This is a genomic window from Bradyrhizobium sp. BRP22 (assembly GCF_020194175.1).
Classification (GTDB): Bacteria; Pseudomonadota; Alphaproteobacteria; order Rhizobiales; family Xanthobacteraceae; genus Bradyrhizobium.
Window position 1 is genome coordinate 120,503 of the sequence record NZ_JADYVX010000024.1, and the last position, 12,371, is coordinate 132,873.

Annotated in this window: 9 protein-coding genes; 3 read left to right on the forward strand and 6 right to left on the reverse strand. The window is 64.0% G+C overall.

Translation table 11 applies throughout. The features are described 5' to 3' along the window. The first annotated feature begins 71 nt into the window (after positions 1 to 71). Positions 72 to 1,877 carry a gamma-glutamyltransferase family protein gene (locus tag I6F35_RS26290; RefSeq protein ID WP_225120564.1) on the forward strand — a complete coding sequence of 602 codons (1,806 nt, stop codon included), beginning with the start codon at positions 72 to 74 and terminating at the stop codon, positions 1,875 to 1,877. A 266-nt stretch (positions 1,878 to 2,143) separates the two neighbouring features. Here the strand turns inward: I6F35_RS26290 and I6F35_RS26295 are convergent, their stop codons facing one another. The 6 genes from I6F35_RS26295 to I6F35_RS26320 form a co-directional block, all read right to left on the reverse strand. Next, entirely contained in the window at positions 2,144 to 2,887 is a 744-nt protein-coding gene (locus I6F35_RS26295) for a hypothetical protein (protein ID WP_225120565.1), read from the reverse strand. Between the two features lie 185 nt (positions 2,888 to 3,072). Next, on the reverse strand, positions 3,073 to 6,171 hold the full coding sequence (locus I6F35_RS26300; protein WP_225120566.1) for a MexW/MexI family multidrug efflux RND transporter permease subunit: 3,099 nt from the start codon (positions 6,169 to 6,171) through the stop codon (positions 3,073 to 3,075). A gap of 17 nt (positions 6,172 to 6,188) precedes the next feature. After that, positions 6,189 to 7,382 carry an efflux RND transporter periplasmic adaptor subunit gene (locus tag I6F35_RS26305; protein WP_225120567.1) on the reverse strand — a complete coding sequence of 398 codons (1,194 nt, stop codon included), beginning with the start codon at positions 7,380 to 7,382 and terminating at the stop codon, positions 6,189 to 6,191. 1 nt (position 7,383) lies between these two features. Continuing rightward, positions 7,384 to 8,085 (reverse strand): TetR/AcrR family transcriptional regulator, encoded by a 702-nt coding sequence (locus I6F35_RS26310; protein WP_225120568.1) that lies wholly within the window; start codon positions 8,083 to 8,085, stop codon positions 7,384 to 7,386. 278 nt (positions 8,086 to 8,363) lie between these two features. Then, a complete protein-coding gene (locus tag I6F35_RS26315) occupies positions 8,364 to 8,954 on the reverse strand; it encodes a thiamine pyrophosphate-dependent enzyme (RefSeq protein ID WP_225120569.1) in 591 nt (196 codons plus the stop codon). Continuing rightward, positions 8,951 to 9,496: a thiamine pyrophosphate-binding protein gene (locus tag I6F35_RS26320; RefSeq protein ID WP_225120570.1), complete on the reverse strand. Its 546-nt coding sequence runs from the start codon at positions 9,494 to 9,496 to the stop codon at positions 8,951 to 8,953. The genes I6F35_RS26315 and I6F35_RS26320 overlap by 4 nt, the downstream gene beginning before the upstream one ends. A 103-nt stretch (positions 9,497 to 9,599) precedes the next feature. Here I6F35_RS26320 and I6F35_RS26325 point away from each other — a divergent pair, with 103 nt between their 5' ends. After that, entirely contained in the window at positions 9,600 to 10,820 is a 1,221-nt protein-coding gene (locus I6F35_RS26325; RefSeq protein WP_225120571.1) for a cytochrome P450, read from the forward strand. Positions 10,821 to 10,855: 35 nt separating this feature from the next. After that, on the forward strand, positions 10,856 to 12,073 hold the full coding sequence (gene rocD / locus I6F35_RS26330) for an ornithine--oxo-acid transaminase (protein ID WP_225120572.1): 1,218 nt from the start codon (positions 10,856 to 10,858) through the stop codon (positions 12,071 to 12,073). The last annotated feature ends 298 nt before the right edge of the window (positions 12,074 to 12,371 follow it).

A 12,371-nucleotide genomic window follows, 5' to 3' on the forward strand; every position in this document is an offset into this window, starting at 1 on the left:
GGCCGCGCCGTTGGCAGCGCCGCGCGCCTGTGATCAAGTGCGCCCGCCCAAGAAACAACTGGTGGCCAGCCATGAGCAATATCAATCCCGATCCATTCACGACACGCCCCGAGATCGAAGGCACGTTCGGCGTCGTCACCTCGACGCACTGGATCGCGACCGCGGTCGGGATGGCCACGTTGGAGAAAGGCGGCAACGCCTTCGATGCCGGCGTCGCCACCGCCTTCACGCTGCAGGTGGTCGAGCCGCACCTGAACGGCCCCGGCGGCGACGTGCCTGTGATCGTGCACGACGTGAAGCGCGGCAAGACCGAAGTGATCTGCGGCCAAGGTCCGGCCCCGGCCAAAGCGACGATCGCGCATTATCGCAGCGAAGGGCTGGAGATGGTGCCCGGCACCGGCCTGCTCGCCGCCTGCGTACCTGGCACGTTCGAGTCCTGGATGCTGCTGCTGCGCGACTACGGCACATTGCGCCTGCGTGACGTGCTGGAGCCCGCGATCGCCTACGCCCGCGACGGCTTTCCGCTGGTCGAGCGCGCCGCCGCCACCATCCAGACCGTCGAACGGTTGTTCCGGAAGCATTGGACCACCTCGGCCGAAGTCTATCTGCCCAACAACGAAGTCCCGAAGCCCGGCACGATCTTCACCAACAAGCGTCTTTCGGAAACCTACGCCCGCATCCTGCAGGAGGCGGAAAGCGCAGGCCCCGACCGCGTCGCGCAGATCGAGCGCGCGCGCCAGGCGTGGTCGAAGGGCTTTGTCGCCGAAGCTATCGACAAGTTCTGCCGCACGCAGGAGGTGATGGATGTCTCCGGCTCGCCGCATCGCGGTGTGCTCTCGGCCGACGACATGGCGCGCTGGCAGCCGACGATCGAGGCGCCGCTGACCTACGATTACGGCCGCTACACCGTGTGCAAGGCCGGCGTCTGGAGCCAGGGGCCGGTGATGCTGCAGCAGCTCGCCCTGCTGAAGGGGTTCGACCTCGACGGCCTCGATCCCACCAGCGCCGACTTCATTCATCTGCAGATCGAATGCGCCAAGCTCGCTTACGCCGACCGCGAGACGTTCTATGGCGATCCCAAATTCACGGACATCCCGATCGAGACGCTGCTGTCGGATGCCTATAATGACGAGCGGCGCAAGCTGATCTCGAAAGACAAAGCGTCGCTCGACTTCATCCCGGGCTCGGTCGAAGGCTTTGGCGCTGTCGTGAAGCTGCGCCGCGCCGAGGGCCATCGCGAGGCGGTCGGCGCGATGGGCGCGGGCGAGCCGACCGTCGGCCGCTTCGGTGAAGTGCGCGGCGACACCGTGCATTTCGACATCATCGACAAGGCCGGCAACATGATCTCGGCGACGCCCTCCGGCGGCTGGCTGCAGTCCTCGCCGGTGATCCCCGAGCTCGGCTTCTGCCTCGGCAGCCGCGCGCAGATGTTCTGGCTGGAAGAGAACCATCCCGCTTCGCTCGCGCCGGGCAAGCGCCCGCGCACCACGCTTTCGCCGACCATGGCGCTGCGTGACGGCGAGCCGTATCTGGCCTGGGGCTCTCCGGGCGGTGACCAGCAGGACCAATGGATCACGCAGTTCTTCCTGCGCCACGTCCACGCCAAGCTGAATCTACAGGAAGCGATCGACGCGCCGGCCTGGCACTCGGAGCATTTCCCGATCTCGTTCTGGCCACGGACGGCGCGTCCGGGCGTGCTTGTGGTCGAAGGTCGCGTGCCCAAGGCGAGCATCGATGAATTGCAGCGCCGCGGCCACATCGTCGAGGTCGGTCCCGACTGGTCGGAGGGCCGCCTGACCGCGGCCTCACGCATTGGGCGCAGGCGCCGTGCCGCCGCCAATCCGCGGGGCATGCAGGGCTACGCTGTCGGAAGGTAGGGCGTCGATCACCGACAGGTGCAGGCCGCGAGCACCGCTCTCTCCCCTCATGGTGAGGAGGCGCGCGGCGCCGTCTCGAACCCATGAGGCCCGGCTGGTGGCCTCATCCTTCGAGACGCGCTGCGCGCTCCTCAGGATGAGGGACGCCTTCCGCCTCGCTAGAGCATTTTCGGTTCTGATTGAATCAGAACCGAAGCTCTAGATTATTGTTTTCACGCGTTTTCTTCACGCGAACCGGTGTCCACTTCGCTCGAAAACGCTCTAAGTTAGATCACCAGCTCCCGCAGCACGCGGCGGCAATCCATCTCGTATTCGAGATCGACCACCGGGGGCCGGGCAAAGTGCCAGGTCAGGCCGGAACGGGTTGCGCCGCGGCGCACCAGCTCGTCGGCGAGATGCGCATGGAAATCGTGCACGGTATAGGCATGCACGCCGGTGGTGTCCTGCCAGGTGAAGCCGAATTCGGCGAGCCGCCGCTCCATCTCGCCGACGGTGAAGCGCACCTTCTCCTTCCATGCGTCCGGGCTCATATCGCGATAGCGCACGATGCGCTCCGGATAGCTGCCGGCACCGCCGCGCGCCTCGGCGCCGCCAGCGATCACGAAGGATGGCGAGCTCCGCGGGCTCGGGCGCGTGAACGAGAATGCGTAGAATGACGGCTCGGCGGGCGGATCGATCTCAGGGCAGACATTGCTGCGCGCCACCGGATTGGTGGCGCCATCGAACAGCCCCCATTCCGCGAGCGTCTTTACGTAATGCTCGTTGAAGGCGCGGAACCCCTGTTCCGAGACCGCCGCCGGCGAACGCAACTCGCAGGCGCAGAACGAGGTCAACGGCCGTCCCGCGGCCTGAATATGGCTTGCGATCCGGGCAAATCCTTCGGCAAGCGGCACGAGCTTGTCGAAGCGCACGCGTTCGACTTCGAAGCCGGGAGTGGCGGCCGCGCCGCTCGAATACTGGAACACGGCCGGAATGAAACGATAATTGCCGGGCGCGAAATCACTCACCATGTCTGTTCCCCCTGGATCTTTGTTTGTGACTTCTAGCAAGGAAACAGAATGTGGTCTCGAAGGAAAGCCGCAGCCGTCGTCCCGGGTCAAGCCCGGGACGACGGCGGTGATGTTTTAAAAACCAAAAGGGCGACGACGGTAGAACCGTCGCCGCCCTTTCGCTGAGACTTTGGGGCCAAGAAGTCTCAGGTAGGCTTGAGCGCTCCGCCACCGCCGAGGTCGTAATCGGCGATCTGCTTGTTGCGCTCCGAAGTCGCCCTCGCCCGGTGATCGGTGGCGATCGTCACATAGACCGCGGGCAGCACGAACAGCGTGAACAGCGTGCCAATCAGCATGCCCGCGACCACGACCAGGCCGATCGAGAAGCGGCTGGCCGCGCCGGCGCCCGATGCGGTCAGGAGCGGGAGCAGGCCGGTCACCATCGCCGCCGTGGTCATCAGGATCGGACGCAACCGGATGCGGGCCGCCATCTCGATCGCGGAGCGGCGGTCCAGCCCCTCGTTGAGCTGCAGTTCGTTGGCGAACTCCACCATCAGGATGCCGTGCTTGGTGATCAGGCCGACCAGCGTCAGCAACCCGACCTGGGTGTAGATGTTCATGGTCGCCACGCCGAAGAACAGCGGGATCAGGGCACCGACGATTGCCATGGGCACCGAGACCATGATGACCAACGGGTCGCGCAAGCTCTCGAACTGCGCCGCCAGCACCAGGAAGATGATGATCACCGCGAACGCGAAGGTAACGACGAGCTGGTTGCCCTCCTGCACATATTGCCGCGAGTCCGCCAGATAATCGTGGCTGAAGCCGGCCGGCAGCTTCTTCGCCTCGGCTTCGAGGAAATCGACCGCCTGGCCGACCGTCACGCCCGGCATCGGCACCGCCGAGAACGTCGCCGAGTTGAGCTGGTTGTAATGCGTCAGCGCGTTCGGATCGGTGCCCGTCTCGATCGAGACAACGGTCGAGATCGGCACCAACTGCCCGGTGTTGGTCGGCACGTAGTAGCCGCCGAGCGCCTCCGGCGACAGACGAACGGCGCGCGGCACCTGCGGGATCACCTGATAGGAACGTCCCTCCAGGTTGAAGCGGTTGACGTAATTGCCGCCGAGCAGCGTGGCCAGCGTCGCGCCGACCTGCTGCATGTTGATGCCGAGATCACTTGCCTTGGAGCGATCGATCCGGACCCGCACCACCGGCTGGTTGAAGTCGAGATCGCTGTCGGTGACGATGAACATGCCGCTCTTGCGCGCAGCCGCCTTCAATTTCTCCATCTGCTCATAGATGGCCTGGAAGCTGACGGTCGAATTGATCACCATCTGCACCGGCAGACCGCCCGGACCACCCGGCAGCGGCGGCAGGTTGAAGGCGAACGCATTGACGCCTTCGATCTTGGACAGCTCCGCCTGCACCAATGGCTTCAACGCGATCGACGACCGCTTGCGCTCGTCCCACGGCGTGAGCAGCATGCCGGCAATGCCGCTCTGCGCGCTCGGCGTGCCGTTCAGCACAAAGCGGAGATCCGTTTCCGGGAACTTCTGGAACACTTTGTCCATCTTCTCGCCGTAGAAGTCGATGTAGTCGATGTTGGCGTATTTCGGCGCCTTGGTCAGCGCGAACACGATGCCCTGGTCCTCTTCGGGGGCGAGCTCCTTCATCGTGTGCATGTAGAGAAAGCCGACGAGGCCGAGCATGGTCAGCGCGAACAGGCCGGTGATCGGACGGTAGTCGAGCGAGCGGTCGAGCTTGCGGCCGTACCAGCGCGTCATCGCGCCGAACACCCGGTTGACCAGTCGCGCAAAACGTCCTTCCTCGGTGTTCTTCAGCAGCACCGAGCACATCATCGGCGACAGCGTCAGCGCGATCACGCCCGAGACGATCACCGAGCCTGCGAGCGTGAAGGCGAATTCGCGGAACAGCGCACCGGTGAGACCGCCGAGGAAGCCGATCGGTGCATACACCGCGGCGAGCGTGATCGTCATCGAGATGACGGGACCCACGATTTCGCGCGCACCTATCAGTGAGGCCTGTACCGGCGTCTTGCCCTCCTCCAGATGGCGGTGGATGTTCTCCACCACCACGATGGCGTCGTCGACCACAAGGCCGATCGCGAGCACCATCGCGAGCAGGGTCAGGAGGTTGATGCTGAAGCCCATGATCAGCATCAGGCTGCAGACGCCGACCAGCGACAGCGGGATCGTCACCACGGGGATGATGACCGAGCGGATCGAGGCCAGGAACAGGAAGATCACCACGATGACGATGACGACGGCTTCGCCGAGCGTCTTCTCCACCTCGTCGATCGACGACTGAATGAACTTGGTGGAATCGTAGGCCACCTTCATCTTCAGCGACGGCGGCAGGTTGCGTTCGAGTTCAGGGAACAGGGCGCGAACGCCCTTCACCAGGGTCAGCGGGTTGCCCTGTGGCGTCGCATTGATGCCGATGAAGATCGCATGCTCGCCATTGAACGCGACGCTTGCGTCGGTACTCTGTGCCGCAAGTTCGACCTCGGCGATATCCTCCATCCGGACGAAGCCGCCCTCCCTCGACTTCACGATCATGCGCTTGAACTCGCCGATATTGCGCAAGTCGGTATTGGTCGAGACGTTGGAGACGATGTAGTAGCCCTTGGATTGGCCGGCGGCGGCCTGGAAGTTGTTGGACGCAATCGCCTGGGCAACGTCGGTGGGAGACACGCCGCGGCCTGCCATCTTGATCGGATCGAGCCACAGCCGCATCGCAAAGGTCTGGCCGCCGAGGATGTCGGCGGAAGCCACCCCGTCAACCGTCGACAGCAACGGCTGGACCACGCGCGTGAGATAGTCCGAGATCGCCGATCCCGACAGTTCCTCGCTGGAGAAGCCGAGATACATCACGGCCGTGGTCTGGCCGGTGGTCTTGGTGACGACCGGGTCGTTCGATTCCTTCGGGATCAGGTATTTGACCGAATTCACCTTGGCCAGCACCTCGGTGAGCGCCTGGTTCGGGTCGAAGTTCAGCTTGATGTAGACCTGGATCGTGGAGGTGCCGAGCACCGAGGACGAGGTGATGTAGTCGACGCCCTCGGCGGAGGCGACCGCCTGCTCGATCGGCGTCGTGATGAAGCCCTGGATCAGGTCGGCCGACGCGCCGGGATAGCTGGTGGTGACGTTGACCACCGTGTTCGACAGTTTCGGATATTGCCGGATCGGGAGCACGGTCGCCGCCCGCAAGCCAATCAGCAGGATCAGCAGGCTCACGACGACCGACAGGACCGGCCGCTTGATGAAGATGTCGGTGAAGGACATTTACGGGGTCCTGCTTCTCAATAGCGCGGCGGTTCGGCCGGGATCGGCGGCGTCGGCTCGGCGGAGATCGCGACAGCAGCGCCCGACTGCAGCTTGATCTGGCCGAGCGCCACGATGCGGTCGCCGGCCTTCACGCCTCGGATGATCTCGGTGCGGCCGGCAAATCGCTTGCCGGTCTGCACAAAGGTGCGCTCCGCCGTCAGGCTGGTCTTGCCGTCATTCTCCTTCTTCTCGGTGATCAGGTAGACCGAATCGCCATAGAGCGAGTAGTCGACCGCGGTCTCGGGGACCGTGATCACCGGCGGCTTGTCGGGCAGCACCACCGTGGTGGTCGCGAACATGCCGGGCTTGAGGATCTTTTCCGGGTTGGCGACCGTGGCCTGCACACGGATATTGCGGGTATCGGTCGCGACCTGCGGCTCGATCGTGGTCAGCTTGCCCTCGAAGACGCGGTCCGGATAGGCGTCCACTTTGATGCGGACGGTCTGGCCGACCTTGAGCTGGCCGCTATCCTTTTCCGTCACCGTGAAGTTGTCGTAGAGCATCGACAGATCGGTCAGCGACACGATCTGGTTGCCCGCCGTCAGATATTGACCGACCTCGACCCTGCGCACGCCGAGTTCGCCACTGAAGGGCGCGCGAACCAGCTTCTGCGAGATCAGCGCCTCGGTCTTGGCAATGCCGGCCAGGGCCTGATCATACGCCGCCTGGGTCTGGTCGACGGTCGCCTGCGGCCCGAAATTGCGTGCCGCAAGCTGCTTGGCGCGTTCGAGCGAGAGCTGCGCCACCGTCGCCTGCGCCTTGAAGTTGGCGAGATCGCCCTGCTCCGGCCCATCGAACAGTTGCACCAGCGGCGCCCCCGCCTTCACCTCGGCGCCCGCGGTGAACAGGATGTCGGTGATGCGTCCCGACACATCGGAGGTGACGTTGACCTGGTGCACGGCGGCGAGTTCGCCGACCGCGGTCAAAAGGTTGGGCACGACTTCCGATTTCGCCTCGGCGGCATTCACCGTCACCGGCGGCGGCTTCATGTTGGCGAAGAACTCGCCGATCATCTTGGCGCGGAAATAGTTGAACCAGACCAGGCCCCCGACGACGACCGCCAGCAGCAATCCGACGATGATGAACCAGCGGCCCAGCCTGACCGGCCGCTTGTGCGGCTTTTTTTCGATCGGTTCGCCCTTGATATTGGTTTCGGTCACGATGTTCATGTCATGCACTTTCTGCAGTTACCGAGTGTCCCTGGTTCGGTGACGGCTGGCGGTTCAAATGAAAGGAAATTGCGGATTCGGTGAGCCCGATGCCGCGCAAGATGAATTCGCAAAGCTGGCGCTCGAGGTCCGGCGCATTGTCATAGGTGAGGCACGGCGTCGCTGGCAGCCGCGTCAGCGCCGACATCAGCACGACATGGTGCGCGAACCAGAACAGGTTGATTGGCACGCTGCCGATGCGGGTGGCGTCGCCGGCCGCAATGGCGCGCTCGACCGATGCGGTGAAAATCGGCTCGATCAGACTGCCGATCTTGTCGTAGAGAAGCCGGGCGAACTCGCCATCGTCGAGATGGCTCGAGGTCATCAGCCGCATCCGCTGCGCTTCCTCCTCGTCCGGTCCCTGTGATATCTGCAGGAAGTGCCTGACCATGCCGTTCACGAGTTCGACCAGGGTCGCGGTCGACGGTTCCTGCCCGAGCAGGTGCGCAAGATCGGGGTCGGCCTCGCACTCCTCGGCGAGGATTTCGGCGTAAAGCGCCGCCTTGGACGGGAAGTGCTTGAACAACAGCCCTTCCGAAATGGAGGCGGCGGCCGCCACGCTCTTGGTCGTGGTGCCGGCAAAGCCGTGGCGGGCGAAGCATCGCTTGGCGGCGCTCAGGATCAGCTGCCGTCGCAAGTCACTTGTCATGCGCAGGGTAGACATGCGCGTGAGTAATCACTCACCTAAAAGAATGTCAAGAATTTACGGCAGTGCAAAAACAGAACTTAAGGTTGGGTCAAGCCCGAACCTCCCGATAAGGTGTTGTAAAATCGGAAGGATATCGCGATGTCACACCTGACAAAAATCGGCAGCCTCGCAGTCCGATAGCTCCGGCGCCGTAGCCCGGGTAGAGCGCCAGCGTAACCCGGGATCTCCGAGTCGACGTCGAAAGCGGCCCCGGGTTGCGCTGCGCTCCACCCGGGCTACGAAACTCCCGAAACCTAGATCGGCTGGTGGCCTAGCGAGCCGCGCAGCCGATTGACGATGAAAGTGCCGTCGCGGTTGGACAGCACCCGCTCCAGATTGGCGCCGTCGATCTTGGCGTTGGCGAAACGCGGGCCGCGGCTCGCTTCCTTCAGGGACGCCGCGAAAGCCTCGACCTCCGCCATGGTGGCGATCGCGCGGCTGTCGGAGATACCGCAGGCCCTGGCGACGCCGACCAGGTCGACAGACGCGGCAGTATGGCTGACCTGTCCCCCGGTCTCGCCATAGGCCTCGTTGTCGAGCACGACGATGGAGAGATTGGCCGGCTTCTGCACGCCGACGGTGGCGAGGCTCCCCAGTCCCATCAGCATCTCGCCGTCGCCGGTGATGACGATCACCGGCAGCTTCGGCTGCGCCAGCGCGAGCCCGAGCCCGATCATGACTGCGCCGCCCATGCCGCCCCAGAGGTAGAAATTGCGATCGTCATCGCCGGCGGCGGCGATGTCATAGGTCGAGGCGCCGAGGCCGCCGACCGCGATCGCGCCATTGCGATCCTTCAGCAGGTGGGAAACCACCGCGCGGCGGTCCAGGAGATTGGCTTTGCTCATTTCACGAACACCTTTGCCCCGATCAGCCGCTGCGACAGCAGCACGGCGGTCGGCGTAGCAGCGTTATAGGCCTGAGCTGCGCCGGCCTCGACGACCTCGCGCACCTCCTCAGGATGCGTGGCACGCAATACCTTGACGCCGCAGAGCTCGAAGGCAGCCTGCGTGTTCGATCCCATCGGCACCTGCCACGGATTGAACTCGCCCCATTCGCCGCGCATGGTCACCAGCGTCAGGAAGGGAAAACGGAACACTTGCGTCAGCGACAGCATGTTGATGCAGTTGCCGACGCCGCTCGACTGCATCAACAGCACGCCACGCTGGCCGCCAGCCCATGCACCGAGCAAGAGCGCCACGCCCTCCTCTTCCGTCGTCAGTGGAATGCCGCGCATGGTGGACGAGCCGAGCACGCGCTCGATCAGTTGCGAATGTCCGGCGTCGGGCACGTAAGGCACCTGGCGGACATCGAAGCGCTGCAATGTCGAGAAAATCTCTTCCGGCCAGGCGGGCTGGCTGTCAGAGGCAGTTTCAGTGCGGGCATGCATGGGCGTTTCCGAGCCGATAAGCGAGGCGCGCTAACTGTAAAGCGGGCGGCACTTTCCGGAAGAACAAAAACGGCATATCAGTTCTCAAAAAGAGAATGGCAGCATGATCGGAAACGCACGAGAGCTGGCTGACAGTTTCGACCTCGAACGGTTGACGCCGGAGTTCTACGCCAACCCCTACCCGACCTATCGTGCACTGCGGGATAACGCGCCGGTCAAGCGCCTGCCGAACGGCTCCTATTTCCTGACCCGCTACGACGACCTCGTCACCGCCTACAAGAGCACGAAAGCCTTCTCCTCCGACAAGCATAGGGAGTTCCTGCCGAAATACGGCGACAGCCTGCTCTACGAGCATCACACCACGAGCCTCGTCTTCAACGATCCGCCGGCGCATACCCGCGTGCGGCGCCTGATCACGGGCGCACTGTCGCCGCGCGCGATCGCCGCGATGGAGCCCGATCTGATCCGCCTGGTCGACGGCCTGCTCGACAACATCGCCGCCAAAGGCAAGGTCGAGCTGATCGAGGATTTTGCCTCCGCGATCCCGGTCGAGGTGATCGGCAATCTGCTCGATGTGCCGCACGACGAGCGCGGCCCCTTGCGCGACTGGTCGCTGGCAATCCTGGGCGCGCTCGAGCCGGTGATTTCGGCCGAGCAATTTGCCCGCGGCAACAAGGCGGTGAAGGACTTCCTCGCCTATCTCGAAACGCTGGTCGAACGGCGCCGCAGCAAGCCCGGCAATCCCGAACGCGACGTGCTGACGCGGCTGATCCAGGGCGAGGAGAATGGCGAACGGCTGACCGAAAAGGAACTGCTGCACAATTGCATCTTCCTGCTCAACGCCGGCCACGAGACCACGACCAACCTGATCGGCAATGGCCTGGTGACGCTGCTGCGTTACGCGGAAGAGAAACAGCGGCTGATCTCTCAGCCCGACCTGATCAAGACCGCGGTCGAGGAGATGTTGCGCTTTGAGTCCTCAAACCAGCTCGGCAACCGCATGATCGTGGAAGAGGTCGAGCTCGGCGGCATCAAGATGCCAGCGGGCACGCCGGTGACGCTCTGCATCGGCGCCGCCAACCGCGATCCCGCGCAATTTCCCGATCCCGAGCGTTTCGACATCGCCCGCACGCCGAACCGCCATCTCGCCTTCGGCACCGGCGCGCACCAATGCGCAGGGATGGCGCTGGCGCGCCTCGAAGGCGCGATCGCGATCTCGCGCTTCCTCTCCCGCTTCCCGAATTACGCGCTCGCCGGCGAGCCGACACGCGGCGGCCGGGTGCGGTTTCGGGGATTTTTGAGCGTTCCGTGCATTATCGGTTAGAATGCGGAAAGGTGTGCAAACTGAAGTGACGAAAGATGAGCAGCCCGCCAGTCACTGATTTCCTCGCAACCGAAGCGCGCCTTGGCACCTATAACTACGAGCCGATGGGTGTCGTCCTGTCGCGTGGCGAAGGCGTTTGGGTGTGGGATATCGAAGGCAACCGCTATCTCGATTGCCTTGCGGCCTATTCGGCGGTGAGCCAGGGCCACTGCCATCCAAAAATTCTGGCCGCGATGGTGGAACAGGCGCGCAGACTGACGCTGACCTCACGCGCCTTCCACAACGACCAGCTCGCCCCCTTCTACCAGGAACTCGCGGAGCTGACCGGCTCCCACAAGGTGCTGCCGATGAACAGCGGTGCCGAGGCGGTAGAGAGCGCGATCAAGTCCGTGCGCAAATGGGGCTACGAGGTGAAGGGCGTACCAGACGGACAGGCCGAGATCATCGTCTGTTCCAACAATTTCCACGGACGCACCCTCGGCGTTGTCGGCTTCTCTACCGACCCCGAGACACGCAAGCATTTCGGGCCGTTCGCGCCGGGTTTTCGAATCATCCCCTTCGGCGACGAAAAGGCGCTCGAGGAGGCGATCACGCCGAACACCGTCGCTTTCCTGGTCGAACCGATCCAGGGCGAAGCCGGCGTCATCATCCCGCCAGCAGGCTATTTCACTGGGGTGCGCGAGCTCTGCACCGCGCATAACGTCATGCTGGTCCTCGACGAGATCCAGACGGGACTTGGCCGCACCGGCAAGCTGCTCGCCGAACAGCACGAAGGGATCGAAGCGGATCTGACGCTGCTCGGGAAGGCGTTGTCCGGCGGTTTCTATCCGGTGTCAGCCGTGCTTTCGAACAACGAAGTCCTCGGCACGTTCAAACCCGGCCAGCACGGCTCGACCTTCGGCGGCAACCCGCTCGCCTGCGCGGTGGCCCGCGCCGCGCTGCGTGTGCTGGTCGAGGAAGGGATGATCGAGAACGCGGCCCGGCAGGGCGCGCGCTTTCTCGCGGGATTGCAGAGCATCCGCGCCAACATCATCCGCGAGGTGCGCGGACGCGGTTTGATGCTGGCGGTTGAGTTGCATCCGGAGGCCGGCCGCGCGCGTCGCTATTGCGAGGCATTGCAGGCCAAGGGCATCCTCGCCAAGGACACCCACGAACACACGATCCGCATTTCGCCGCCACTGGTGATCAACAGCGATGACGTCGACTGGGCGGTGGAGAGGATCGATGCTGCCTTGAAGCTGGATCTCTCCTGACGGCTCACGCTCGGCAACTCGGCTTGATCACGAGTACCTGCGTCGCAAGATCGCAGTGCGGATCGCTGCCAGTAGCGAACGATTCGGGCGCTCGCACGTTAAGAGTTGCGGGTGACCAGGACTGGCGGGGAGCTGAAGATCATGCTTCCGCGTGGCGCTTACCTTACGGCTTTTTTTGTTAGCGGCTTCGTGATTACGGCGAGCGTTGGCCCGTCCGCCCAGGCACAGATGAGGGCTGGGCATCCAGGAGCTGGGCCCGCGGCGGCGTCGCGACCCGCGGCACCACCCGCCATGGCTC